Annotated in this window: 24 protein-coding genes and 1 pseudogene; 9 read left to right on the top strand and 16 right to left on the bottom strand. The window is 68.3% G+C overall.

The features are described 5' to 3' along the window. The first annotated feature begins 164 nt into the window (after positions 1-164). Positions 165-596, top strand: coding sequence for an STAS domain-containing protein (locus ACXYX3_RS02425; protein WP_241205614.1), 432 nt, complete (start codon positions 165-167; stop codon positions 594-596). On the opposite strand, the gene ACXYX3_RS02420 is transcribed toward ACXYX3_RS02425, so the two are convergent. Further along, on the bottom strand, positions 516-1,676 hold the full coding sequence (locus tag ACXYX3_RS02420) for an acetate kinase (protein ID WP_458610009.1): 1,161 nt from the start codon (positions 1,674-1,676) through the stop codon (positions 516-518). The genes ACXYX3_RS02425 and ACXYX3_RS02420 overlap by 81 nt on opposite strands. Next, complete coding sequence (pta, locus tag ACXYX3_RS02415) at positions 1,676-3,757, bottom strand: phosphate acetyltransferase (RefSeq protein ID WP_458612278.1); 2,082 nt, start codon at positions 3,755-3,757, stop codon at positions 1,676-1,678. The genes ACXYX3_RS02420 and pta overlap by 1 nt, the downstream gene beginning before the upstream one ends. A 215-nt stretch (positions 3,758-3,972) precedes the next feature. Between pta and ACXYX3_RS02410 the strand changes: the two genes are divergently transcribed. From ACXYX3_RS02410 to ACXYX3_RS02395, 4 genes are read left to right on the top strand one after another with little or no spacing between them, the layout of a single operon-like run. Further along, complete coding sequence (locus ACXYX3_RS02410) at positions 3,973-5,403, top strand: hypothetical protein (RefSeq protein WP_458610008.1); 1,431 nt, start codon at positions 3,973-3,975, stop codon at positions 5,401-5,403. Further along, on the top strand, positions 5,396-6,820 hold the full coding sequence (locus tag ACXYX3_RS02405; RefSeq protein WP_458610007.1) for a glycosyltransferase family 2 protein: 1,425 nt from the start codon (positions 5,396-5,398) through the stop codon (positions 6,818-6,820). Before ACXYX3_RS02410 ends, ACXYX3_RS02405 begins: the two co-directional genes overlap by 8 nt. Beyond that, entirely contained in the window at positions 6,817-8,784 is a 1,968-nt protein-coding gene (locus ACXYX3_RS02400) for a hypothetical protein (RefSeq protein ID WP_458610006.1), read from the top strand. Before ACXYX3_RS02405 ends, ACXYX3_RS02400 begins: the two co-directional genes overlap by 4 nt. Beyond that, on the top strand, positions 8,781-10,436 hold the full coding sequence (locus ACXYX3_RS02395) for a hypothetical protein (protein ID WP_458610005.1): 1,656 nt from the start codon (positions 8,781-8,783) through the stop codon (positions 10,434-10,436). Before ACXYX3_RS02400 ends, ACXYX3_RS02395 begins: the two co-directional genes overlap by 4 nt. Here the strand turns inward: ACXYX3_RS02395 and ACXYX3_RS02390 are convergent. Both ACXYX3_RS02390 and fgd read right to left on the bottom strand, forming a co-directional pair. Further along, complete coding sequence (locus tag ACXYX3_RS02390; protein ID WP_458610004.1) at positions 10,382-11,350, bottom strand: endonuclease/exonuclease/phosphatase family protein; 969 nt, start codon at positions 11,348-11,350, stop codon at positions 10,382-10,384. The genes ACXYX3_RS02395 and ACXYX3_RS02390 overlap by 55 nt on opposite strands. Then, positions 11,347-12,357: a glucose-6-phosphate dehydrogenase (coenzyme-F420) gene (gene fgd, locus ACXYX3_RS02385; protein ID WP_458610003.1), complete on the bottom strand. Its 1,011-nt coding sequence runs from the start codon at positions 12,355-12,357 to the stop codon at positions 11,347-11,349. The genes ACXYX3_RS02390 and fgd overlap by 4 nt, the downstream gene beginning before the upstream one ends. 23 nt (positions 12,358-12,380) lie before the next feature. Here fgd and ACXYX3_RS02380 point away from each other — a divergent pair, with 23 nt between their 5' ends. Then, entirely contained in the window at positions 12,381-13,121 is a 741-nt protein-coding gene (locus ACXYX3_RS02380) for an MBL fold metallo-hydrolase (RefSeq protein ID WP_458610002.1), read from the top strand. Here ACXYX3_RS02380 and ACXYX3_RS02375 read toward each other — a convergent pair. The 4 genes and pseudogenes from ACXYX3_RS02375 to ACXYX3_RS02360 all read right to left on the bottom strand — a co-directional run bounded on the left by ACXYX3_RS02375 (position 13,103) and on the right by ACXYX3_RS02360 (position 14,645). Beyond that, the gene (locus tag ACXYX3_RS02375; RefSeq protein ID WP_374238376.1) at positions 13,103-13,393 is read right to left on the bottom strand and encodes a hypothetical protein; all 291 of its coding nucleotides are present in this window, start codon (positions 13,391-13,393) and stop codon (positions 13,103-13,105) included. The two genes, ACXYX3_RS02380 and ACXYX3_RS02375, sit on opposite strands and share 19 nt — an antisense overlap. Before the next feature lie 23 nt (positions 13,394-13,416). Continuing rightward, positions 13,417-13,911 (bottom strand): GNAT family N-acetyltransferase, encoded by a 495-nt coding sequence (locus ACXYX3_RS02370; RefSeq protein ID WP_458612277.1) that lies wholly within the window; start codon positions 13,909-13,911, stop codon positions 13,417-13,419. Further along, positions 13,891-14,319, bottom strand: a pseudogene (locus tag ACXYX3_RS02365) (SRPBCC family protein); the annotation flags it as partial. The pseudogene ACXYX3_RS02365 and the gene ACXYX3_RS02370, both read right to left, overlap by 21 nt. Continuing rightward, positions 14,316-14,645 carry an ArsR/SmtB family transcription factor gene (locus ACXYX3_RS02360; protein ID WP_458610001.1) on the bottom strand — a complete coding sequence of 110 codons (330 nt, stop codon included), beginning with the start codon at positions 14,643-14,645 and terminating at the stop codon, positions 14,316-14,318. The pseudogene ACXYX3_RS02365 and the gene ACXYX3_RS02360, both read right to left, overlap by 4 nt. A gap of 75 nt (positions 14,646-14,720) precedes the next feature. Between ACXYX3_RS02360 and ACXYX3_RS02355 the strand changes: the two genes are divergently transcribed. After that, positions 14,721-15,446 (top strand): DUF899 domain-containing protein, encoded by a 726-nt coding sequence (locus ACXYX3_RS02355; RefSeq protein WP_458610000.1) that lies wholly within the window; start codon positions 14,721-14,723, stop codon positions 15,444-15,446. On the opposite strand, the gene ACXYX3_RS02350 is transcribed toward ACXYX3_RS02355, so the two are convergent. Beyond that, complete coding sequence (locus ACXYX3_RS02350) at positions 15,404-17,137, bottom strand: DUF222 domain-containing protein (RefSeq protein ID WP_458609999.1); 1,734 nt, start codon at positions 17,135-17,137, stop codon at positions 15,404-15,406. The genes ACXYX3_RS02355 and ACXYX3_RS02350 overlap by 43 nt on opposite strands. 123 nt (positions 17,138-17,260) lie before the next feature. On the opposite strand from ACXYX3_RS02350, the gene ACXYX3_RS02345 reads away from it, so the two are divergent. Next, positions 17,261-18,121, top strand: a complete 861-nt coding sequence (locus ACXYX3_RS02345; protein ID WP_241205602.1) for an SDR family oxidoreductase — start codon at positions 17,261-17,263, stop codon at positions 18,119-18,121. Here ACXYX3_RS02345 and ACXYX3_RS02340 read toward each other — a convergent pair. Continuing rightward, positions 18,118-18,729, bottom strand: coding sequence for a TetR/AcrR family transcriptional regulator (locus ACXYX3_RS02340; RefSeq protein WP_458609998.1), 612 nt, complete (start codon positions 18,727-18,729; stop codon positions 18,118-18,120). The two genes, ACXYX3_RS02345 and ACXYX3_RS02340, sit on opposite strands and share 4 nt — an antisense overlap. Positions 18,730-18,790: 61 nt before the next feature. On the opposite strand from ACXYX3_RS02340, the gene ACXYX3_RS02335 reads away from it, so the two are divergent. Then, complete coding sequence (locus tag ACXYX3_RS02335) at positions 18,791-19,648, top strand: alpha/beta fold hydrolase (RefSeq protein WP_458609997.1); 858 nt, start codon at positions 18,791-18,793, stop codon at positions 19,646-19,648. On the opposite strand, the gene ACXYX3_RS02330 is transcribed toward ACXYX3_RS02335, so the two are convergent. Genes ACXYX3_RS02330 through ACXYX3_RS02305 form a run of 6 tightly spaced genes read right to left on the bottom strand, consistent with a single transcriptional unit; the run spans position 19,612 to position 23,720 of the window. Next, positions 19,612-20,016 (bottom strand): hypothetical protein, encoded by a 405-nt coding sequence (locus ACXYX3_RS02330; protein WP_458609996.1) that lies wholly within the window; start codon positions 20,014-20,016, stop codon positions 19,612-19,614. The two genes, ACXYX3_RS02335 and ACXYX3_RS02330, sit on opposite strands and share 37 nt — an antisense overlap. Further along, the gene (locus ACXYX3_RS02325; RefSeq protein WP_458609995.1) at positions 20,017-21,222 is read right to left on the bottom strand and encodes an O-succinylhomoserine sulfhydrylase; all 1,206 of its coding nucleotides are present in this window, start codon (positions 21,220-21,222) and stop codon (positions 20,017-20,019) included. After that, complete coding sequence (locus ACXYX3_RS02320) at positions 21,219-21,632, bottom strand: rhodanese-like domain-containing protein (protein ID WP_458609994.1); 414 nt, start codon at positions 21,630-21,632, stop codon at positions 21,219-21,221. Before ACXYX3_RS02320 ends, ACXYX3_RS02325 begins: the two co-directional genes overlap by 4 nt. Before the next feature lie 19 nt (positions 21,633-21,651). Further along, entirely contained in the window at positions 21,652-22,092 is a 441-nt protein-coding gene (locus tag ACXYX3_RS02315) for an Rv0361 family membrane protein (protein WP_458609993.1), read from the bottom strand. Next, positions 22,089-23,213 carry a formate-dependent phosphoribosylglycinamide formyltransferase gene (gene purT / locus ACXYX3_RS02310; RefSeq protein ID WP_241205595.1) on the bottom strand — a complete coding sequence of 375 codons (1,125 nt, stop codon included), beginning with the start codon at positions 23,211-23,213 and terminating at the stop codon, positions 22,089-22,091. Before purT ends, ACXYX3_RS02315 begins: the two co-directional genes overlap by 4 nt. Positions 23,214-23,237: 24 nt before the next feature. Continuing rightward, positions 23,238-23,720 carry a MarR family winged helix-turn-helix transcriptional regulator gene (locus ACXYX3_RS02305; protein WP_458609992.1) on the bottom strand — a complete coding sequence of 161 codons (483 nt, stop codon included), beginning with the start codon at positions 23,718-23,720 and terminating at the stop codon, positions 23,238-23,240. Positions 23,721-23,774: the final 54 nt, after the last annotated feature.

The raw sequence follows: 23,774 nt of genomic DNA, 5'->3' as shown, positions 1-23,774 counted from the left end.
TTAGCGTCTATACCTTTACCGGCGATCGAGGGCGGGGCCCTGCCACCTCGGTGAATTGCGGCGAGATTATGGTCAACCTACGAAATCCGTAGTATCGTCATCGCCACGCTTTGAGACCTAGGGCTGTCCCCCACATTCCGGCATCCTCGCCCAGGGAGGCTCGCATGAGCACACAGCGCGTGTTCCGACCGGACCCGACGTCGTTCGATCTACGCGAGGAACAGCACCGTGCGACGTTCTCGGCGTGCGAACTGCCGCCCTACACCGTGCTCGTCACCATCCACGGCGAGATCGACGCCGCCAACGCCACGGCCCTGGCCCTCTACATCGAGAAACGACTGGGCCAGTCGCGCAAGCTGATCCTCGACCTGCAGACCGTGGAGTTCTTCGGCGCGGCCGGGTTCGCCGCGCTGACCCACATCGACGTGCTGTGCAGCCGGGCCGGGGTGCGCTGGTCGTTGCTCGCCGGCTCACACGTGCTCCGGCTCCTGCGTATCTGCGATCCGGACCGTGAACTACCCGTCGCCGCCGGCTCCGCCAAGTACGTCCGTGCACGCCCGCGCGATCGCAAGCTCCTCGTCGGTCGGGATCACTAGCACCGTCGTCGCCGCGCCCGCCGCCGAAATCCGTCGCGGCGCGCGAGACGGGCTCTCGTTGAGATGCTCGTCGACCTCGATGCCGAACGCCGTCAACCCCGACAGCGCGTCACGTCGCACGAGCGCGTCGTTCTCCCCCACCCCGGCGGTGAACGTGATGACATCGGCAGCACCGAGGACCGCCAGGTACGCGCCGATGTACTTGCGCAGTCGATGGATGTAGACGTCGTAGGCCAGCCGTGCGTCATCGTCACCGGCGTCGATCCGCCGATGCAGCTCCCGGAAGTCGATCTCCCCACCCAGGCCGCGCACACCGGACCGGCGGTTGAGCATGCTCTCGACATCCTCCACGCTCATCCCCGCCTCGCGGACCAGATAGGTGAGGATGCCGGGGTCCACATCTCCCGAGCGGGTGCCCATCACCAGGCCTTCCATCGGGGTCAGCCCCATCGACGTCTCGACCGGCCTGCCGCCGACGATCGCCGACGCCGACGCGCCGTTACCCAGGTGCAGCACGATCTGGCGCAGCGAATCCAGCGGGGCGCCGAGGTAGCGGGCAGCCTGCTCGCTGACGTACTGATGCGAGGTGCCGTGGAAGCCGTAGCGGCGGATGCGCCACTGCTGGGCCACCTCGCTGTCGATCGCGTAGGTGGCCGCCGCGGGGGGGAGATCGTGGAAGAACGCGGTGTCGAACACCGCGACGTGCGGCAGGTCGGGCAGGGCTGCGCGCGCGACCTCGATACCGAGGAGGGCGGGCGGGTTGTGCAGGGGTGCGAGAGGCGAAAGGCGTTCCAACTGTTCGATGGTGTCGTCGTCGATGACGGTCGGCCGGTACAGGTCGGGCCCGCCGTGCACGACCCGGTGACCCACCGCCACGAGGCCGAGCTCGTCGAGCTTGTGACCGTCCCCGGAGAGCGCCTCGTGAACCACGTCGAGCGCGGCGCGGTGATCGGGCACCTTCGGGTCGTCGCCGATGCGCTCGACGATCCCGTCGGCGACCGTAGATCCGGAATCCGGCTGCACCACCGAATATTTCAGCGAGGACGAGCCGGAATTCAGGACCAGGACGGTATAGGTCATCAGCTGCGCCCCTGCGCCTGGATCGCCGTGATCGCGACCGTGTTGACGATGTCCGCGACGAGCGCACCGCGGGACAGGTCGTTGACGGGCTTGTTCAACCCCTGCAGCACCGGACCGATCGCGATCGCACCGGCGCTGCGCTGTACCGCCTTGTAGGTGTTGTTTCCGGTGTTGAGATCCGGGAAGATCAGCACGGTCGCGCGCCCGGCGACCGGCGAGTCGGGCATCTTGGTGGCCGCAACCGACGGCTCGACCGCCGCGTCGTACTGGATCGGCCCTTCCACGAGTAGCTCGGGGTCCCGCGCTCGGACCAATTCCGTTGCCTTCCTGACTTTCTCGACGTCCACTCCGCTGCCGGAGGTGCCGGTGGAGTAGGACAGCATCGCCACCCGCGGCTCGATCCCGAACTGGGCGGCGGTGCGCGCCGAGGACAGCGCGATGTCGGCGAGCTGCTCGTCGGTGGGATCGGGCACGATCGCGCAGTCGCCGTAGGCGAGCACCTGGTCGGCCAGGCACATGAAGAAGATGCTCGACACCGTGGAGGTGTCCGGCAGCGTCTTGATGATCTCGAACGCCGGCCGCACCGTGTGCGCTGTCGTGTGCCGGGCGCCGGACACCATGCCGTCGACCATGTCGTTGTGCACCAGCATGGTGCCGAAATAGGAGACGTCGTGCATGGTTTCGCGGGCCTGCTCGACGGTGACCCCCTTGTGCTTGCGCATCTCGGCGTACTGTTCGGCGAACCGGTCGCACAGCTCACTGCGCTGCGGATCGAGGATGTCGGCGGCGCCGAGATCCACGCCCAGCTCGGCCGCCCGGGCGCGCACCTGCTGCTCCTCGCCGAGGATCGTCAGGTCCGCGACGTTGCGTTTGAGCAGCCGCCCGGCCGCCTGCAGGATGCGGTCGTCGTCTCCTTCCGGGAGCACGATACGGCGCCGGTCGCTGCGCGCCTTCTCGAGCAGCTGGTGGGTGAACATCTGCGGGGTGATCACCGACGGTATCTGGATGGTCAAGCGGGACAACAGGTCTGCGGTGTCGACGTAGGTGTCCATCAGGGCCAGCGCCGTGTCGACCTTGCGAGGCGATTCCGTGGTCACGCGACCGCGGGTCGCCGCGACCCGGCTCGCGGTCTCGAAGGTGCCGAACCGTGTCTGCAGGATCGGCACCCGCAGCCCGAGCCCGCTGACCAACGCATCGATGGCTGGGTGCAGTGGCAGCCCGCCGTTGAGGATCACGCACGACAACGACGGAAACCCCTCGGCGGCATGGGCGCTGAGGACAGCCAGCACCACGTCGGAGCGATCACCGGGGGTGATCACCGCGACGCCTTCGGTCAGCCGTTCCAGGACGTGCTCGGCGGTCATTCCCGCGACCAGCACGTCCTCCGCCTCCCGCACCAGCAGCGCGCGGTCGCCCTTGACCACGGAACCCTCGACGGCAGATTGCAATTCGGCCACCGAGGGGGCCACCAGCAGCGGCTCCTCGGGCAGCACATAGCTCGGCGGGTCGAGGGCGGCGAGTGCGTCGGCGACCGCGCCGAGCTGGGCGGGATCGCATCGGTTGACCACCACGGCGGCGGTGTGCGCGTGCTGCGCGGCGATCTCGTCGATGCACAGCTCGGCGACCTGGGCGATTTGTTCGGGGGTGCGACCGAGCCCTTTGACGGCCAGCACGACCGGGGCGCCGAGGTTGGCGGCGATGCGCGCGTTGGTCGAGAGCTCGCTGGGGGTGGCGACGTCGGTGTAGTCACTGCCGACGATCAGCACCGCGTCACAGTTGTCGGCGACGTGGTGGAACCGGTCGACGATGTCGGCCAGCGCGCCGTCGGGGTCGTCGTGCAGCTGCTCGTAGCTGACCCCGACACATTCCTCGTAGGGCAGCTCGGCAGTGGTGTGGGTCAGCAGCAGCTCGAGGATGTAGTCGCGGCCCTCGCTGATGCGGGTGATCGGCCGAAAGACCCCGACGCGGGCGACGGTCGCGGCGAGCCGGTGCAGGACGCCCAGCGCGATGGTCGATTTTCCGGTGTCCCCTTCGGGCGAGGCGACGTAGATCGCGGTGGCGGTCGCAGAGGCGTCAGGCACATCGAAAGCCTGCCCGATGCGGCCGACGATGGCCAGCGCCACGCATTACGGAACCGTGAGGATCGAATTTACTCGACAGTAAGTTGTCTGAGTTTGCTGAACATGGTTCACTGCGTACAACGTGCTGACAGTGGCGTTAATTAGCTTTTTGAGATACATCGCTGAAATCGCACGTGTCGACGTTTTTCCGACAGAGCTCGTCATCAGGGGGTCGCATGTCCGTTCTGGATCTGCCCGGCACGGCGGTTCCGGCAGCGCTGCCCGGCACGGGTGAGATCGTCACCGGGGCTGTTCGGTTGAGCCCCTTCGCGGTCCGCATGTTCGCCGCCACCGCACTCGCTGCGCCGGGTTGGGCGCCTCTCTACCTGGGGGCATTCCGGGATCTCCCCCACGAATCGCGCTGTGCGTATCTACTGGTCGTCCCCGTGCTGCTCGCCGTGCTCGCGTACGGCTACCGGACCCCGCCCTGTGGCGTCGGCGACGCCGAGTCGGACTGGATCATCGCAGTCCTCCTCGGCGTCGCCGGCGTTGCAGGGATCGCGGTCCTCGCCGAGCGGCTGCCCACCCTGGCCGGGCTGTGGCGACTGCCCGCGCTCACTGGCGTGATCTGGTCGGTGTGTGTGCTGACCGTGCTGTTCGGGGTGCGGCATGTGGTGCGGATGTGGGCCGTGTGGGTGTTCGCGCTGGCCACCGCCACCCCGCTGCCGTTCCTCCTGCTCACCGCGGAGTTCGGCGGCAGCGATCACGCAGCGGTCATCGTGTCCGCGGGGATCGGCGCCGTAGCGGTGGCGATCGGGACCCCGGGGACACCGTGGCGGCGGCGGACGCTCGGCATGCTGACCTGCCTGTGCCTCGGCGTGGTGATCGCGGGGGTGACGCCGCACAGCCATCTGATCGCCGCCACCGTTCTGGTCGCCGGCGTCGCACCGGCCCTGGCCATCCTGGCGCTCCGGCGCACCCAGCGGATCGCCACCGTCGAGTTTCCGCTTCCTGCGCGGTCTGCCCGGACCATGGCGATCCTGGCGCTGCTGGCCGCGCTGCTGCCGCTGCTCGCGGTGCCGACCACGCCGGCACGTGCGGCCGGTTCGGCGGTCGACCCCGACTGGATCGAGCACACCGCCTGGGGATCGCCACGCGACTTCGGCTTCATCACCCGCTACCTGGGTCCCGGCAGCACGCTGCGGCGCTACTCGATGCTCCCGGTGGACGGGCTGCCCGCCGCCGCCGTCGACGTGATGAGCACACCCGACACCGCCACGCTGCACGACGTGGCCGACGCGGTCTGGTATCCGTCGGCCCGCCCCCTGGATTACCGCCCCGCAACACATCCCCTGCCCGACGGGGCACAGATCCTGCACAGCAACGCCGATGCCGTCACCACCGGCGTCGACGCCCCCTGGTACGCGGTGACGTGGACCTGGTCCAGCGGGACGTTGCACCAACGGATCACCGTGATCGTCAGTCAGTCGTTGAGCGGGACGATCCCGCCCCCGGCTCCCGCTCCCCTGTCCCTGCCCGACACCTCGGTGCGCCCGCTGCTGTGGCTCGCGCGCCAACAGCCCGACGACAGCGGCGGAATCGACGAGCTGGTACAGATGCGAGCCCGCGCCGTCATCGACCAGGTGACCGCAGCGGCCCATGTCTGATCACCCTGTGGAAACCATGCTGGCGGCGCACCTGTCCGCCCGCACGCTGCTCGGCCGCCGCACCCTGGTACGCGCCGGTCTGGCGACCGTACCCGTCGTGGCCGCGATGCTCTGCTGGCCGCACGTCATCCTGCCGGCGGTGACCGGACTGGTGGCACTGCTGTACCTGGTGTCCAGCCTGGATCGAAACATCCTTCTGCTCAGGAGACTTCACGCGTCGGCTCTGATCCGCATCGACGCCGCCGAGGCGCTGGCGATCCCGGACGAGGACCTGCCCGTCTACACCGTGCTGCTGCCGGTCTACGACGAACCCTCGATCGTGACCAACCTGATCAACGGTGTCGGCAAGCTCGACTATCCGGCCGACCGGCTCGAGATCCTGCTGCTGGTCGAGGAAGACGACATCGCAACGCAAACCGCACTTCTGGATGCGGATCTGACCTCGGTGCGGGTGGTGATCGTTCCGCACAGCCTGCCCAAGACCAAACCCAAAGCCTGCAACTACGGCATGTCCCTGCCGGACCTGCGCGGAGAACTGCTCACCATCTACGACGCCGAAGACATCCCCGATCCGCTGCAATTGCGGCGCGCAGCAGCAGCTTTCCGGCGTCTGCCGAACGACATCGGATGCCTGCAGGCGCGGCTGGGCTACTTCAACGAACGACAGAATCTGCTCACCCGGTTCTTCTCGCTCGAATACGACCAGTGGTTCGGCGTGGTGTTGCCCGCGGTCGAGCAGGCTCGCTGCGTGGTGCCTCTAGGTGGGACGTCGAACCACATGCGCGCCTCGGTCTGGCGGGAGATCGGTGGCTGGGACGAGTTCAACGTGACCGAGGACGCCGACCTCGGCGTGCGGCTGGCCCGGCATGGCTACCGCACACTGATCCTGGATTCGATCACGTTGGAAGAGGCCAACTCCGACGTCGTGAACTGGATACGGCAACGGTCCCGCTGGTACAAGGGCTACCTGCAGACGATGCTCGTGGCGTTGCGCGACCCCATCGGACTGCACCGCACGATCGGCACCAAGGCCACCCTGCGCCTGATCAACATGACCGGAGGCGTCCCGCTCACGAGCGCGGTGAACATCGTCTTCTGGTTCGCGCTTCTGGTCTGGGTGCTGGGCCGCCCCCCGTTCATCGAGGTGCTGTTCCCCCCGGTCACCTACTACGTGTGCCTGACGCTGTTCCTCATCGGCTCTCCGCTGTCGGTCTACTCCGGGGTGATCGTCACGCGGGCGCTCGGCAAACCGCACCTCACCTGGGCCGCGCTGCTGACCCCGCTCTACTGGGTGCTGCAGTCGATCGCAGCGCTGAAAGCGATCTACCAGTTGATGTTTCGGCCGTCCTTCTGGGAGAAGACGGTGCACGGACTGAGCAATCCCCATTCCATCCCCACGGAAGGCTCCCCCCGATGATGCTCGAGCTCCCTCGACAGCTCGCCCACCTCGCCACTGCCCTGGCGGTGACGGCCGCCATCGCCGTGCTGCCCGGCGTCACGCCGGCCCTCGCACCCGCCTGGGCCGACCCGTACGTCGAGGCCGTGGCCGGACCGTCGGTGACCCCGGCCATCGGCTGGGCACAGCTCGGACTCTCCGACCGGATGGACATCGTCGGCGCGAATGTTCCCGCCGACACGTCGGTTCCGGTGCCCGCCGGGGTGGTACCGAGCGTCCTCACCGGCGAGGTGGGCTCCATCGTCAACGTCACCGACGGGCGCGTCGACGTGCTCGACGGCCGCGGAGTGGTCCTCGGTGTGATCGCGCTGCCGGCGGGCGCCATCAGTGTTCCGTTCACGATCGACACCTCGGCCGCGCAGGTGGTCGACGGGCGGGCGAGGCTGAGCTTCGTCGTCCGCGACGCCGGACCCGTCGCGACAGCGTGCACGCAACCGCCCGCGATAACGTTGAGCCGCTTGGCCACGACGTTCTCCGGGCCCGCTCCGGATCCCACCACCGTCGCCGGCTTCCTGCCGGGCTACCTCGATCACGTGGTGATCCGCGTCGACCGCACCCCCTCCCCCGCCGTCGCCCAGGCAGCGCTCGACCTTGTCGCCAAGCTCACCCGGCTCTACCGGCCGATGCCGGTCCGCATCGACGTGACAACCGGCGAAGAGCCGGGGGTCGTCTCGCTGCAGTCCCTGTCGGGCACCACCCGGGTGATCGACATCCGTGACGGCGGCCGCCCCGCCGTCACGGTGGAAAACCCGGGCACACCGGCAGCCGTCCTCGCGATCACGGGCACCGGTGAGCAGCTCGCCACGCAGGTCAGCCTGTTCACCGACCGTCGAATCGGCCTGGCGCAGGGGAACTCGGCGACGCTCGTGTCGAGTCGGGAACCCTCCGATGTGTCCACGACCATGAAGACGTTCGGCCAGTTGGGCATTTCCGCACAGACCTCGGTGGCCGGAACCACCACCCTCTACACCGGTTTCGACGCCGCCGCGTTCGGCGTCGGCGCGATCAACGGCGCCACGGTGCACCTGAAAGCGCACTACACCCCGGTCGTCGGCGGGGAGGGATCCGTTCTGGTGCGTTCGGGAGAGACCGTCCTGGCCACGCACAGCCTCGACGGCTCCGGCACCCTCGACATCGCCGGTGAGATCCCGGCCGAATCGATCGCCTCCAATGTGGGTCTGGCCATGGAACTGCGCTACATTCCCCGCCAGGACTGCCCGCCGCTGAGCGATCGCGTCACGTTCTCGATCGATCCGCAGTCCACCGTGACGGTCCGGCCGGGCGCGGGCAATCGCGGTGGCTTCGCCGCCCTGCCGATGGCGTTCACACCGGACTTCGAGGTCGCGATCGACAAACCGGATCACCTGCGGTATGCCGCAGCCGCGCTGAACCTGATCGCTCAGCAGACACAGATCACGTTGCGGCCCAGAGTGACTCATCTGTCCGACGCGGCAGCGTCGGGGTCGAGCGCGCTCGTGGTGAGCGGCGGACGCGAGCTGGCCGACGCCGGTCTACATCCGCCGCTGCTGCCTGGCATGGCCGAGACTGTCGACGTCGGCGGCGCCGAGTCATCGGCGGCCGCCACACTGGTGGATCTGCACGCGCCACTGGGCATGGTCCAGGCGTTCACCGACAGCGGCCGAGCGGTGGTCGCCGTCACCGGCACGGGTGACTGGACGCTGGTCGACGCGACACTCAATCATGTGCGCGGTCTGCCGGACCGGTGGGGATCACTGGCCGGCGACGTGGTCGCCACAGGGATCGCCGGCGAGACGGTGACACTCTCGGTGAACGAGGGGGATGCCATGCCTCACCAACCCGCGCCGGGCGCCGGCTGGCACTGGTGGGCCTGGGCGAGCATCGCCGCCGTCGGTGCCGCTGCGGTGGCCGCCGGGGCGACAGTGCTGATCCGCCGCCGCGCGTGACCCCGTCGCGCCGGTGGCCCGGCGTCGCGCTCTTCGGCGCGCTCTGCCTTCTCTACACCGTCGTCGGATCCATCCTGGTGTTGCGGTACAACATCTTCGAGCCCGACGCACCGAACCGAGTGGCCAACGCCGGCTTCGCGCTGCAATCCCGGCATCCCCACCTGTCGGCGATCGGCTTCGTGTGGAACCCCCTGCCCAGCCTGGTGGAACTCCCGCTCGTGTGGCTCAGCCAGTGGCCCGGGTTGTCCGCTCTGAAGCATGCAGGTCTGGCCGGCGTGCTCCAGAGCGCGCTGTTCATGTCGGGTGCGGCACTGATGATCCGGCGAATCGCAATCGACGTCGGGGCGTCCACGCTCCTGCGGCGCGTGGCCACCGCGGGATTCGCGCTGCATCCGGTGATCGTCATCTACGGCGCGTCGGGGTTGAGCGAGGCGGCGCAGATGTTCTGTCTGCTGTGGTGCGTTCGCTACCTGATGCGCTGGTACACCACCCGGTGGGTGGGCGATCTCGGATGGGCCGGAATGGCATTGGGAGTCGGGTATCTCGCGCGCTACGAGGTGATCCCGGCGGCCGCTGCGGCCGTCGCGATGGTCGCGCTGCTGACGTGGCGGCGATCCGCGCGTGAGACGCGGTGGTCGGCCACGGTGACCGACGTCGTGATCGTCGCCTTCCCGGTTGTGACAGCGTTTTTCGTGTGGGCGGTCACGGGCTGGATCATCAACGACGAGTTCTTCGCCACGATGTCCTCGCAGTACGGCAATGCCAGTCAGGTCGCGGGCCGGCTCGCCCGCGGCACCGTCGACGCGGGAGCGCAGTGGTCGGTGGTGGCCTCCCGGCTGTTCGGCATGCAGCCGCTGGTCGGGGTTGCCGTCGCGGTGGCAGTGGTCGTCGCCGTGGCATGTCGGCGGGCGGCACCGTTGGTGCCGGTCGTCGTGTTCGGTGCCACGCTCACGTTTGCAGCTGTGGCACAGCACGAGTCGATGACGTTCGGCTGGTTCCGTTTCTACCTGCTGGCCATCCCGCTGGTGATCTGCGTCGGGCTGGCGTGCTGGCAGAAGCGAACCGCTGTGCGGGCGGCGGCCGCCGCGCTGGTGGCCGCCTCGGTGGTGGTGGCCATACCGGTGACCACGCCGTTGATCGTGGATCAGGACATCGCCTACGGTCAGCTGGAAGCGGGCTTCGCATCGCTGATCGATCCCGAGACCCACCCGCCGAGCGAGGACCCTGCTCGGCGTCGGCTCCTCAGCGAGCGGCGCCTGGCGCAGTGGTTCGACGACAAGGGCCTGCCGGAGGGCTCGGTGTTGATGGACACGTTCCTCACCTGGGGCATCTGGCTGTCCTCCGAGCATCCGAAGCAGTTCGTGATCACCAGTGACTACGATTTCGTCGCCGCACTGAATCGACCGTGGGACTTCGGGATTCGGTACATCGTCGCCACCAACCCGAAGCGCAACGTCCCCGATGCGCTGAACCGCCGCTACCCGTCGCTCTGGGATGACGGCGCCGGCATCGCGGCGCTCGGGTACACCACCGACGGCCCCACCTCCGACGAGATGTTCCGGGTGTACCGGACCACGGGCCGCCCGGTGCCGCCCGCTCAGCTCGACGTCATGTCGACCGGCACGCTCACAGTGGCCACCAGCCCGAGGTGATCGCTGCCCGCCACGTCCACCGTCGACACCGCCGTCGCGTCGGCGTTCTTCGTCAGGATGTGGTCGATGCCGAGAAGCGGTGGGAAGAAACGATTCTGCGGATACGTCCGAAGCAGGCCACTCCCGGCGACCGCGTTGGCGTATCCGCCGGTGAGCAACGCCCGGAACGGCGCCATGTCCGCGGTGGCGTTGAAGTCGCCGCCGACGATCACCGCGCCGGCCCCGGCCGTGCGGCCGATCTCCGCCAATGTGTCGGGCAGCCGGGTGATGTCGCCGCGCCAGTGGCTGATGTCCTGCGGCCACGGCGCAGCCAGGTGCACCGACAGCACGGTCGCGTCAACGGTCACGCTGGGGATGCGCACGCGGGTGCCGATCATCGGCAGCGAGTACCCGTCGATCTGCCCGGAGTCGACGATCGGGTAGCGACTCCAGATCCCGATGCCGGAGGCCAGCTCGGCGGGCACGATCACCCGGTAGGGGAACACGGTGTCCATACCTGCGGTGGACAGCCCGGCGGCCGCCTGTGGCGTCATCTCCTGCACCGTCACGATGTCGGCGCGTTCACCGGCCAGGGCGACGAAGGCACGCGGATCCGCTTGCCCCATCGCCAGATTGGTGGTGAGTACGCGGACATCGACGGCCTGCTGCACCGGCGGGGTGGCAGGCCGATACCGCGGTACGTACACCAGAACCGCGGCCGCGGCGGTCACCGCGACGGCCAGGATGACCAGCACCCAGCGCCGGCCGACCAGCAACAGCAGGGCAGAGACAGGCGCCGCGAGCAAAAGGTAGGGCGACGCCGCCGCGACGATCAACAGCGGTTGATTGGGCAGCGGCAGATAACGGGCGGCCATGCCGGCCGCGGCGACGGCGAGGCCCAGCAGGCCGAACACCGCCGCGAGGACGCGGATCATCCCAGGCGGCGCAACCGGGGTTCGAGATCGCGCTGGAACAGTTCCAGGAAACGCTTCTGATCATGTCCGGGAGCGTGGAACACCAGATGGTTGAGGCCCCAGTCCACGTAGTCTTTGACCTTCTCGACGGCCTCGTCCGGGTCGGAGGCGACGATCCAGCGCTTGGCGACCTGCTCGATCGGCAACTCGTCGGCCGCCTTCTCCATCTCCATCGGATCGTCGATGGAGTGCTTCTGCTCCGCGGTCAGCGACAGCGGCGCCCAGAAACGGGTGTTCTCCAGCGCCAGTTCGGGGTCCGTGTCGTAGGAGATCTTGATCTCGATCATGCGGTCCACGTCATCGGGGTTCTTGTCCGCGGCCTCGGCACCTTCGCGCATCGCGGGGATCAGCTTCTCCTTGTAGAGCTCCTCGCCCTTGCCCGAGGTGCAGATGAAGCCGTCACCGGCGCGGCCCGCGTACTTGGCCACCTGCGGTCCGCCCGCGGCGATGTAGATCGGGATGCCGCCCTCGGGGACGTCGTAGATCGAGGCGCCCTTGGTCTTGTAGTACTCGCCGTCGAAGTCGACCCGATCGCCGAGCCACAGTTCCCGCATCAGGCGGACCGACTCGCGCAGCCGCGCATAGCGCTCCTTGAACTCCGGCCACTCGCCCTCGTAGCCGGTGGCGATCTCGTTGAGGGCCTCGCCGGTGCCGACGCCGAGGAAGATCCGATCGGGATACAGGCAGCCCATCGTCGCGAAGGCCTGCGCGATGACGGCGGGGTTGTAGCGGAACGTCGGGGTGAGCACCGACGTGCCGAGCACCAGCCGCTTCGTCCGCTCACCGACGGCCGTCATCCAGGCCAGCGAGAACGGGGCGTGCCCGCCTTCGTGGCGCCACGGCTGAAAGTGGTCGCTGACGGTGGCGCTGTCCATGCCGTGTTCCTCGGCCAGCACCGCGAGTTCGACGAGTTCGCGGGGCGCGAACTGCTCCGCCGACGCCTTGTAGCCCAGTTTCAGTTCAGCCATACCTATGTTTCTACACTCGCGACATGACCCTGGCTGTCGCGGCCGTCACCGACCGCGTGCACTTCGCCCAAACCGATCTCGTGAACTGGACGCTGGTGGCCGGCGACGGTGGGGTGATCCTGATCGACGCGGGCTATCCGGGTGACCGCGACGACGTCCTGAGGTCGTTGGCCGGACTCGGTTTCGGGCCGTCCGATGTGCGGGCGATCCTGCTGACGCACGCCCATGTCGATCACCTCGGCTCCGCGATCTGGTTCGCCCGCGAGCACGGCACGCCGGTGTTCTGCGACGGCCCGGAGGTGGGGCACGTCCGGCGCGAGTACCTCGAGCAGGCGTCGCCGCGGGATGTCCTCGCCCGGGCCTGGCGTCCGGCGTACCTGCTCTGGTCGTTGGCGCTCGTGCGCAACGGCGGCTTGACCCACGAGGGCATTCCGACGGCGCAACCGCTCACCGAGGAGGTGGCGGCCGGGCTGCCGGGAACGCCGCAGGTGATCTCGACGCCCGGACACACGGGCGGGCACTGCTCGTATCTGGTGGATGGCGTCCTGGTCAGCGGCGACGCGTTGGTGACCGATCATCCGGTGGCACCGCGCCCCGGTCCGCAGCTGCTGCCGTCGCTGTTCAACCACGACGAGCAGGCGTGCCGGCGCAGCCTCGACGTGCTGTCGGGAGTGCAGTCGGAGGTTCTGCTGCCCGGTCACGGCCCGGTGTGGCGGGGTCCCGTCGCGGAGGCGGCGCGGGCTGCTCAAGCCAGGGTGTCGTAGCCCAACAGGAAGATCGCGGTCAGAGCCAGGCCGCAGGCGAGGACGATCGCGGGCATCAGGATCATCGTGTCGAGCTCGTCGTCGTTGAGCACGTCGTCGTCGAAGCGGCCGAACAGCACCCGGGCGATGCCGGTGCGGCGGAACACGTGAACCATCCGCTGGACACCCGCGGAGTGCCGACGACGCCCGACGAAGACTCGGGAGAGCCCGCCGAAGACGAACGTCAGCGCAGCAGCGGCCAGCATCAACCAGCCCACGGTCGCCTGCGACACATCGGCAAGCCTATAGGGCGCTCCTAGGAGAGATCTTTGAGAAAGGCCACCGCGTACGACTCACCGTCATAGGGCAGTGGCTCGTCCAGCCGGGTGTACCCCATCGAGTGATACAGCGCTTCCGCCTCGGGTTGGCGGTCCCCGGTGGTGAGGTACACGCGGGTGTAACCGCGCGCCGCGATGGCCGATTCGAGCTGGGCCATCAGCGTTTTGGCATGGCCGCGTCGGCGATGGCGACTGTCGGTCCAGATCCGTTTGAGTTCGGCGGTGGTGTCGTCGAAGCGGCGGAACGCACCGCCGGTCACGGGACGTCCGTCGAGCAGCCCGATCAGCAGGCCGCCCGACGGTGGCTCGAACTCGGCGGGCGGATAGCTGCGCAGCCAGGCGTGGACACGATCGCGCTGGCCGCCGTAGCGGTCGGCGTACTCGACGGCCAGTTCGTCGATCAGCGGCGTGGCCAGCGGATCGTCCTGATTGACGGGGACGAAGCGCAACCGTCGGTTCACCCGCGACTGCAGCTGGTCCGCGGTGACGGCCCAGCCGTGGTCGTGGTCGTCGAACCCTTCGGCGGGAAGCAAGGTGTGCTCGATCGACATCAGGGTGTCGTGGGCACCGTGGGGCTCGAAGGTGACGTCGACGACGCTGGCGGCCGTCGGATCGGCCCAGCCCGAGTGGCTCCACGTGAATCTGAGGTGGCGGGGTCGGTCGACGACGAGGAACTGCCCGCAGATCAGGACCGAGTGGCCCCCGTCGTCGATGTCGAAGCGCACGCGTCCGCCGACGCGAGGGTCGACGGCGACGGCGACGCAGTGGGTCGGCCGGGGACACATCCAAGCCATCAGGGCGTCGGGGTCGAGCCATTCGTCGAAGACGTCCTCGGGGACAGCGGGCATCACGCGGCGCACCCGCACGACGGGTCCGGTCATCGGGTCTTGCCTTTCGCGCGGAGCCGCTCGGAGAGCGCGTCGGCGCGGGCGGACCAGAACTCGGCCTGCTCGTCGATCCACTGCCGCGCCGGCGAGAGTCCGTCGGGGTCCAGCGAGAGCCAGTGTTCGCGGCCGCGGATCTCCCGGCGGACGAGCCCGGCGGACTCGAGGACGGCGACGTGCCGGGACACCCCGGCGAAGCTCATCGGAAGCGGCGCGGCCAGGTCGGTGATGCGCGCGTCGCCGTGTCGCAGGGCCTCGAGGAGCTGCCGCCGTGTCGGATCGGCGAGTGCGGCGTAGGCGCGATCGAGAAGATCTTCAACCACATTGTTGACTATAGCGACGGGTGATGGTGTGCTGACATTCAACTACAGTGTTGAACGTTTCGGGATGGAGTGGCGATGGAGCCTCGGGTCGTGTCGGCAGTGGAGTGGCAGAAGGCGTTGGCGGAGATGCTGATTCGAGAGAAGAAGTTCACCCGGGAGCGCGACGAATTGGCCGCGATGCGCAGGCGGATGCCGTGGACTCCGGTAGACAAGGAGTACTGGTTCTCCGGCCCCGACGGGCAGGTCACGCTCCGGGACCTGTTCGCGGGCAGGCGCCAGTTGATCGTGTATCGGGCCTTCATGGATCCCAGCGTCAACGGATGGCCCGAGCGCGGCTGCGTGGGCTGTTCGCTGATGGCCGACCACGTGCCGGACCTGTCGCATCTGCACGCACGCGACACGACGCTCGTGTACGTGTCGCGTGGCACGCAGGCCGACATCGCGGGGGTCAAGGACCGGATGGGCTGGAACATGCCGTGGTTCACCATGATCGACGGCGAGGACGGCTTCTTCGATGTGGATTTCGACGTCGACGAATGGCACGGCACGAACGCGTTCATCCGGCACCCGGACACCGACGAGGTGTTCCGCACGTACTTCGTCGACAACCGCGGGGACGAGGCGTTCGTGAGCACGTGGAACCTCCTCGACATCACGGCACTGGGACGGCAGGAGACGTGGGAGGACTCCCCGCCGGGTTACCCGCAGTCGCCGCCGTATCAGTGGTGGCGGCACCACGACCTGTACGAGTCTTGCGGTCAGAACGGTGGGGGGTCGGCGCCGGTGGGTGGGGTGGAGTAGGTGGTCCGGTTCTGTTGTGGTGGACCGGTTTCGCTGTGTTCTCGGGTGCGTTCGCGGTGGTTGAGTGCGCGTTCTCTTCGGATGTAGGCGGTGTGGTTCTGGGTGCGGCTGCGGTGGCGGGTGGGCATCTTGAGGTGGCGCCCCCGGGTGGGTCGTTGCGTGGTGTTGGTGGTGGCTGGCGGGGGTCCGGTGCGGGTGTTCCAGGACGGGAACAGCAGCGTCGACAGGGGTGTGGTGGTGTAGGTGTGGCCGGTGGGGCTGATCAGGTGCAGGCGCCCGTCGGGGGTTTGTTGTTCGGTCCAGCCGTCCCAGAACGTTTTCAGCAGATGATGTGCGCGGCACAAGCATTTGGTGTTGGCCGGATGCGTCGCCCCGGCGGGGTAGGGCACGGTGTGGTCGATGTCGGCGTGGGTGGCGGGGCGATCGCAGCCGGGGAAGCGGCATGTCAGATCGCGGGAGCGCACGAACCGGTCCAGCGCCGTCGACGGGCGGTAACCCGCGGTGCCCAGCCCCTCGGGGTCGCCGACGACGCGGACCGTGGCGCCGTGGGCGATCAGGTCGGCCAGCAGCGGCGCGGGCACGATCCCACCCCCGGGGCCCAGGATCAGTGCCGCCCGACGCGGCTGTGTGGTGGTAGGGGGCGACACGGCGAAAGATTCGGTGGATGAGTCAGGCCTGCCGCCGGACTCAACACCGTCGTCGGCGGGCTCGACAGGCTGCGCAGAGCCGACGGATCCTGTCGCCGCCAAATCCATCTCCCGGCCAGTGCTGTCGACATCTTCGTCGGCGGGCTCCTCGACCCGTTCGGTCGTGTCAACCTCGGCGGGCGTGGTGTTTCGTGGCGTGTAGTTCGGTGGGGGTGCTTCGCCATGCAGCTCCGGGTGGGGTTGAGCGTCGAGGGAAGCTTGGTCGGCGATCACGGTGACCGTGATGGACGTGGCGCGCCCGTCATCCACCTGCGCGGCGGCGCAGTCAGGGCGCCCGCAGCGGCACGCCAACGCGGTGGCTCCTGCGGCGATCGCGCCGACCGCATCGGCGCGTTTCTGATCCCGGGTGCGGGGATCGTGGTCGCACACTGAGGCGATCATCATCGCCAACCGGGTGGCCAGCAGGGCCGCATCGGGGGTGGCCAGCCGCCCGTACACCTCGGTGATGCCCGAGCCGTCGTGACGATCGCCGATGGTGAACGACCGATCCCGTGACCGCTGACGCACCCGCCGCACCGCGTCGGGGTCGTAGGTCTGGATCCACACGTCGATGGCGGCTTCGAGCTTCTTCTGCGACAACACCCCCCACCCGGTGACGGCGTCGACGAAGTGTCCGTCGAGCAGCCGCAGGGTGGACGGGTCGAGCACCAGCGCGGTACGCGAGACGACCGCCCTGACCACGTCGAGGCTGACCTGCCCGTCGGCCAGCAGTGCCCCCACGCGGGGGAAGCGGTCACGCATCGCCACCGCCAGGTCCATCTGCACCGACGCCCGCCCGGCGCTGATTCCCAGCGCGGCGCCGATCTCGGCGGCCGCAGCGTCCCAGTCGGCGCATACCCAGCGTTCACGTTCGGGGCGGCGGCGCCGCCGCCACAGTTCGGCGATCGCGGCCAGCTTCATCGCCTCCGCCCGCGCGGCAGCGGCTGCGGAGCTGGTCATCACCTCGACCAGATCCGCCTCCGCCACCCGCGTCAGCTCGAACATATGTACGACGATAATCCGCGTCCACGCCACCCGGCAGCACCGAAATCCCACGCCTGGGGATAACCCGGCGGCTGGGGACAACCCCCTTTCCCGCGAAACTTGACACGTGTAAAGTTCGGCGCCATGGACAACATCCGCGGGAAGACGATCGCCATCACCGGTGCCGCGCGGGGCATCGGCTACGCCACTGCCGAGGCGCTGCTCAAGCGCGGCGCGCGAGTCGTGATCGGCGATCGCGACGTCGCTCTTCAGGAGTCGTCGGTCGCCAAACTCTCGAATCTCGGCCCGGCGTCGGGCTATCCGCTCGACGTCACCGATCGGGAATCTTTCGCCACGTTCCTGGACAAGGCCCGCACCGACGGCGGCGGCCACATCGACGTGCTGATCAACAACGCGGGCGTCATGCCGATCGGACCGTTTCTGGAGCAGTCCGAGCAGTCCATCCGCTCGTCGATCGAGGTCAATCTCTACGGCGTGATCGCCGGCTGCCAGCTGGCCCTGCCCGACATGATCGCCCGTCGTCGCGGCCACATCATCAACATCGCATCACTGTCCGGCGTCATCCCGGTGCCCGGCCAAGTGGTCTATGTCGGTGCCAAGTTCGGCGTGGTCGGCCTCTCCGCAGCGCTGGCCGATGAGGTGGCACCGCACGGTGTGCACGTGTCGGTGGTCATGCCGCCGTTCACCAACACCGAGCTGATCTCGGGCACTAAAGAGATGTCCATCAAACCCGCTGAGCCGCAGGACATCGCGGACGCGATCGTCAAAACGCTGAACAAGCCGAAGACACACGTGTCCGTGCCGCCGTTCCTGCGGTTCACCGCACAGGCCGCGCAAATGCTCGGACCTCGCGGACGACGCTGGATGAACCGAAAGCTCGGTTTGGACAACGTTTTTCTCGAGTTCGACACCACCAAGCGAGCGGGCTACGAGCAGCGTGCCCAGTCGGCCCTGGGCGTCGTCGAGGGCGCCGACAAGAACTAACGCGCGATGCCGTCGATCAGGCGGTCGCAGACTGCATACATGTCGGCCTTCGCCGTGTCCTGATCCGCGGCGCGCGCGATGAACAATGCCGCCTCGTCGAGTGCGCCCAGCAGCACGTGCGCGGTCGGCCGGACCGGCTGGTCCGGAATCACGCCGTCGGAGACCGCCTGCGCGAGCATCGCCTCCACCACGCCGAGGCCATATCGCATACCCACCTCACGCCAGCGTTGCCAACCGAGCACGGCGGGCGCATCGATCAGAACGATGCGCTGAACATCAGGCGCCGAACACAGGTCGAGGAACAGCCGAGCACCCGTCCGCATAGCCGCCAGGTGGTCAGCAGGCGCAGCCTCGGCGATCCGCGTGGCTATCTGGGCGACGAGCTCGGCTTCGACATCCTCGTACACGGCCGCGAATAGCTCCGCCTTGTCCCCGAACTGGTGATACAACGCGCCTCGCGTCACACCGGCCACAGCGACGATCTCTTGCGTGGACACGTCGGCAAAGCCGTTGACGGCGAACAGCTTCCGCGATGCAGCGAGCAGCTTCGCGCGCGTCGCCGCGGTGCGCTCCGCCTGGGTACGACGAGGCCGGGGGTTGACTTCCATACAGTCTGCACGTAACTTTCGTACTCAGTGTTCGTAAATGTCGACGCAAAGGATATCCGGTATGCCGTCCGTAGACCTGCCTGCCGCCACCATCGAGTTCCGCGAGTCGGGCCCGGCGGACTCGACATTGCCGCCGGTGCTGTTCGTGCACGGCGCCCTCGTCGACTCGAGGCTGTGGAACGCCGTGGCCGCCGACCTCGCCGAACGCGGATTCCGTTGTCTGCAACCCAATCTCCCACTCGGCGCCCACCGCATCCCGGTGCGGGAGCGTGCCGCCCTGACACCTGAAGGTGTCGCAGAGATGCTGCACCAGCTCATCACCCAGCTCGATCTGCACGATGTGACCCTGGTCGGCAACGACACCGGGGGCGGCATCTGCCAGTTCCTCATCGACGCGCACCCCGACCGCATCGGCCGGCTCGTCCTCACCAATTGCGATGCCTTCGACACGTTTCCGCCGTTTCCGTTCAACGCCGTTTTCGCCGCGATGCGTACCCGAGCCACGGTCAGTGCGCTGATGGCACCCATGGGCATCACCGCGCTGCGGCACTCTCCGTTGGGTTTCGGGCTACTCGCCAAGAGACTCGACCCCGAGTTGACCGCCTCGTGGCTCAGCCCGGCCCGCACTGATCGTCGTATCGCCGGTGACTTCGCCGCGCTGGCCCGCGGGATCGGCCGCACCGACCTGACCGAGGTCGCGCCGCGCCTGCACCGCTTCACCAAACCCGTGACCATCGTCTGGGGCGCCGAGGACCGTTGCTTCACACCGACATTGGGCCGCCGCCTGGCCGCACTGTTCCCGAACTCGACGATCATCGACGTGCCGGACGCCACGACGTTCGTGCCGCTCGACGCGCCGGAAGCCGTCAGTGCGGCGATCCGTCAGGCGAATTCCGGTATCGAATCGCCCAATCGGTAGGCCTCGATGACGTCGAGGTTGGCGAGGAACTCCTCGACGCCAAACTGGTAATCGTCGGCGGTACCGACGAATACGACGTGCACGATCTTGCCGTCCTCCTCGGGGGACAACAGCGCGACCGTCACGTTGACCACCTCGTCCTCGTCGGGTACATCGGCCTCCGAAGGCACCCAGTACCACGCCGCGCCGGCCTCGTCGTCGATGTCCTCGGAGAACTCCCAGCCGCGCTCGGTCAGCTGCTCGTCGAAAGCCTGCAGATCAGAAGCGATCTCGAGCTGCTCGAGCACGCGCGCCGGGATCCAGCCCTCGTCGCGTACCGCCCGCCGCTTCTTGCGGCGGGCCTTCTTCTGCTCGGAGCGGCGCGACACCTAGGCCAACGCCTGGTCGAGGTCGGCGATCAGATCCTCGGTGCCCTCCAGGCCCACCGAGATCCGGACGACGCCGTCGCCCAAGCCGATCGCTGCACGCCCCTCGGGACCCATCGCGCGGTGGGTGGTGGTCGCCGGATGCGTGATCAGCGATTTGGAGTCGCCGAGATTGTTGGAGATGTCGACGATGCGCAACTTGTCGAGCACCTCGAAAGCACGTTCCTTCGTGCCGCCGGCGAGTTCGAACGTGACGACGGTGCCACCACCGGTCATCTGCCTCTTGGCCAGGTCGTACTGCGGGTGCGACTCCAGCAGCGGGTACTTGGTCCAACTCACCGACGGGTGGGACTCCAGGAACTCTGCGATGCGGTGCGCCGACGAATTCTGGTGCTGCACACGCAGAGCCAGCGTCTCCAAGCCCTTGAGCAACGTCCAGGCATTGAACGGGCTCAGCGCCGGACCAGTGTGGCGCATCAGCTTCTGCACCGGACCGTCGATGTAGTCCGCGCCGCCGAGGATCGCGCCGCCGAGCACCCTGCCCTGCCCGTCGATGTGTTTGGTGCCCGAGTAGATGACCACGTCGACGCCGAGGGGGAAGCCCTGCTGCAGGATGGGTGTGGCGAAGACGTTGTCCAGCACCACTTTTGCGCCCGCGGCGTGGGCGAGATCGCACACCGCGGCGATGTCGACCAGAGACTGCATCGGGTTCGACGGCGTCTCGAAGAACACCGCCTGCGTGGGCACCGACAGCGCCTCCTCCCACTGCGACAGATCGTCGCCGTCGACGAAGACCGTCTCCACACCCCAGCGGGGCAGGATCTCGTTGCACACCACGAAACACGAGCCGAACAGACTGCGCGCGGCCACCAGACGATCACCGGCACCCAGCAGCGCGCCCAGCGCGGTGAACACGGCCGACATGCCGGTGGCCGTCGCGAAGCAGGCCGGCGCGCCCTCGAGCAGCCGAAGCCGCTCCTCGAACATCGAGATCGTCGGGTTGCCGTAGCGGGAGTACACGTACCGGTCGATCTCGCCGGTAAACGCCTTCTCCGCATCAGCCGCGCTCTCGTACACGTAGCCCGACGTCAGGTACAGCGCTTCGGCGGTCTCCTCGAATCCGGACCGCAGCAGGCCGCCGCGCACGCCGACCGTGGCCTGGCTGACGCCCTCCGGCAGTGCGGCAGGCGTGCGTACCGATTCGGTCACGACTGCCTCCACGGCAGGCCCACGGCCTTCCAGCCGGTGGCACCGCGATGGCCGTGCTCGTCCAGGTTGCCCTCGAAGCCGTCCAGGATGTTGTACGACGGCCCGATGCCCGCCTCGGTGGCCGCTTCGGCCGCCCCGATCGACCGGTTGCCGGACCGGCACAGAAATGCGACCGGACGCTCGCCCGGGGTGATACCGGCGGCCAGCAGATCGTCGACGAACCCGTCGTTGCGGGAGCCGTCGGTCCGGTTCCACTCGATGAACACCGTCTCGCGCTGCAGCGGCGACAGATCCGGAACCCCCACGAAGCGCCATTCGGCATCGGTGCGGCAATCGACCAGCACGGCGTCGGGGTTCTCGCTCAGGAGCTTCCAGGCCTCCTCCGGCGAGATGTCTCCGGCATAACTCACGGTCGTGAGTGTCGCACAGCTAGCTGGGACCGGTCGAACAGACCTTCCACGCCCCGTCCTCCTTCGCGAACGGGATGTCGGACGTCTGCTTGGCATCCGGGGCATTGGCGAAGTGGTAGGTGACCGATGCGGTGGCGCGGTTTCCATCGATCTCGACGTCGGTCACCCCGTCGAGGAACCTCTCACCCTGCGCGGCCTTCGAATCTCGTTGCCGGTCAAGGATCTCCGCCTCGGTGCCGAGCTGCGCGGCGCAGGTGTAGCTGCGGAAGTCCGCGTAGTCGTCGCGCTGTAGGGCGTCGTTCTGGCCCGCGGCGGCACGGCCGATGAGTTGCTCGTCGGTGAGTTCGTCACTGGAGAACACGTTGAACAACCAGATTGCGATCACGATGGCGACAATGATGGCCAGCGCACCCAGGAACGGCGCGGCCGAGTTACCGGTGGACTCCTCGGGCTCGGTCACGTCAGCCTGCGCACCGCCGACGCCACGCGCCGTGCGCGGTCGCGGGCGACGATCGGATCGGGCGCGGTGGCGGTGGCCAACCAGCGCCGCCCCGAGAACAACCGCACGTCGCTCTCGGCGACCGCGAGCGCCTCACCGAGAGCGGCCCGCCAGGCGGTGTCGTCGGGATCGTGCCCGTCGGAAGAGATCTCCATCGCCGCCGGGGAGATCATGATGGTGTCGACAGGGAGCCCGAGGATCGCCCGGGCATGCAGTTCATGTGCCGACAGACGCTGGGAGCGCAGAGTCACCAGCGCGCTGTCCTGCGGCCGGGGTGTGACATCGCTGAAATACACCTCGTCGCCGCGGACCAGCAGCTCGACCGCGAACACGCCCCGACCACCGAGGGAGTTGACGATCCGCGCCGCGATCGACTTCGCCGCGTCCGAAGCGGCGGCCGAGAGGTGTTGCGGCTGCCACGATTCCAGTGTCTCGGCGGACTCCCGGTGGTGTCCGATCGGTTCGCAGAAGCTGACGGCAGGCCCCGACGGTCCGGTGGTGCGCACGGTCAGCAGAGTCACCGCGACGTCGACCTCGACCACTGTCTCGGCCAGCACCCGCTGCAGGCTCAGTCGGCCTCCGGCCACCGCGCTGCGCCACGCCGGCTCGATGTCGTCGGACCGCAGAACGACCGACTCCCCCTCGCCGGGCGCGGCGGTCACCGGCTTGACCAGCAGCGGGTAGCCGGCATGCTGGGCGACCGCCGTGAGCTCGGCCACCGAACCGGCGAACCAGAACGGCGCCGTCGGCAATCCGAGCTCGTCGGCGGCCAGCCGGCGCAGCGCCTCCCCGTCCACCGACAACCGCAACGCGCGCGGCGTCGGGAGCACCTCGACGTCCTCGCGGTCGGCGGCGGCGAGCAGCGCATCGATGGCCACCCCGCCGGCGTCGGCGACGACGATCCGGGGCCGGGTCGCGTCGATCAGCGCGGTGAGCGCGTCCGCATCGGTCAGCGCGGCCATGTCGTCGGACACCGTGACCCGTGCGCCCAGCCGCTCGAAGGCCAGCGCCAGGTCATTCGCGTGCTCGCCACCCCGCAGGAGGAGCACCGATGTCGTCTCGGCAGCAGTCGTCTCACTCATCGAGCATCCAGCCTGCCAGAACCTTCACTCGGGGGTGACGCGCAGATCGGTCCGAAACGCACCCATCGCGTCGACGACGGCGCTGAACACCCGGTGGGCAGCCTGCAGATCGGCGTCGGGCACTTCGGTCAGCGCGTGGTTCAGATGCTCGGCCAGGGGGGTGAAGAACTCGCGGGCCACCGCCACGCCGTGCTCGGCCACCCGGAGCTTGACCTTGCGCCGGTCCCCGGGATCGGGTTCGCGCAGCACGTGACCAGAGGCGATCATTCGCTCGACCAGATAGGTGATCGCCGCGCCGGACATACCCATCCGGGCGCGCAATCCGCCGGCGGCGAGCGGGTCACCGCTGGTCTCGGCCACCATCACGTGCAGCAGGGCACGAAAGTCGTTGTCCGACAGGCCGTGGCGGGCGGCAAAGGCGTGACCGATCTGGTCGGACTGCGCGGTGAGCGCACGCACATCGGCGGCAATGAGCGCTTCCAACGCTGCGCGGTCCTCTTCGGCCATGCCCACACCTTACCGCTTGTTCACTTGATTAACGATTAAGTATCTGAAATATTG

The organism is Mycobacterium sp. Panama NTM2 (assembly GCF_054355555.1).
The sequence above is the reverse complement of the archived record's forward strand: the minus strand, read 5'-3'. Positions and strand labels throughout refer to the sequence as shown.

Excerpts from the sequence above, each read along its gene's own strand:
- ACXYX3_RS02425 (WP_241205614.1), top strand. The coding sequence starts at position 165 with ATGAGCACACAGCGCGTGTTCCGACCGGACCCGACGTCGTTCGATCTA.
- ACXYX3_RS02420 (WP_458610009.1), bottom strand. The coding sequence starts at position 1,676 with ATGACCTATACCGTCCTGGTCCTGAATTCCGGCTCGTCCTCGCTGAAA.
- ACXYX3_RS02410 (WP_458610008.1), top strand. The coding sequence starts at position 3,973 with ATGTCCGTTCTGGATCTGCCCGGCACGGCGGTTCCGGCAGCGCTGCCC.
- ACXYX3_RS02405 (WP_458610007.1), top strand. The coding sequence starts at position 5,396 with ATGTCTGATCACCCTGTGGAAACCATGCTGGCGGCGCACCTGTCCGCC.
- ACXYX3_RS02400 (WP_458610006.1), top strand. The coding sequence starts at position 6,817 with ATGATGCTCGAGCTCCCTCGACAGCTCGCCCACCTCGCCACTGCCCTG.
- ACXYX3_RS02390 (WP_458610004.1), bottom strand. The coding sequence starts at position 11,350 with ATGATCCGCGTCCTCGCGGCGGTGTTCGGCCTGCTGGGCCTCGCCGTC.
- fgd (WP_458610003.1), bottom strand. The coding sequence starts at position 12,357 with ATGGCTGAACTGAAACTGGGCTACAAGGCGTCGGCGGAGCAGTTCGCG.
- ACXYX3_RS02380 (WP_458610002.1), top strand. The coding sequence starts at position 12,381 with ATGACCCTGGCTGTCGCGGCCGTCACCGACCGCGTGCACTTCGCCCAA.
- ACXYX3_RS02355 (WP_458610000.1), top strand. The coding sequence starts at position 14,721 with ATGGAGCCTCGGGTCGTGTCGGCAGTGGAGTGGCAGAAGGCGTTGGCG.
- ACXYX3_RS02350 (WP_458609999.1), bottom strand. The coding sequence starts at position 17,137 with ATGTTCGAGCTGACGCGGGTGGCGGAGGCGGATCTGGTCGAGGTGATG.
- ACXYX3_RS02345 (WP_241205602.1), top strand. The coding sequence starts at position 17,261 with ATGGACAACATCCGCGGGAAGACGATCGCCATCACCGGTGCCGCGCGG.
- ACXYX3_RS02340 (WP_458609998.1), bottom strand. The coding sequence starts at position 18,729 with ATGGAAGTCAACCCCCGGCCTCGTCGTACCCAGGCGGAGCGCACCGCG.
- ACXYX3_RS02335 (WP_458609997.1), top strand. The coding sequence starts at position 18,791 with ATGCCGTCCGTAGACCTGCCTGCCGCCACCATCGAGTTCCGCGAGTCG.
- purT (WP_241205595.1), bottom strand. The coding sequence starts at position 23,213 with ATGAGTGAGACGACTGCTGCCGAGACGACATCGGTGCTCCTCCTGCGG.
- ACXYX3_RS02305 (WP_458609992.1), bottom strand. The coding sequence starts at position 23,720 with ATGGCCGAAGAGGACCGCGCAGCGTTGGAAGCGCTCATTGCCGCCGAT.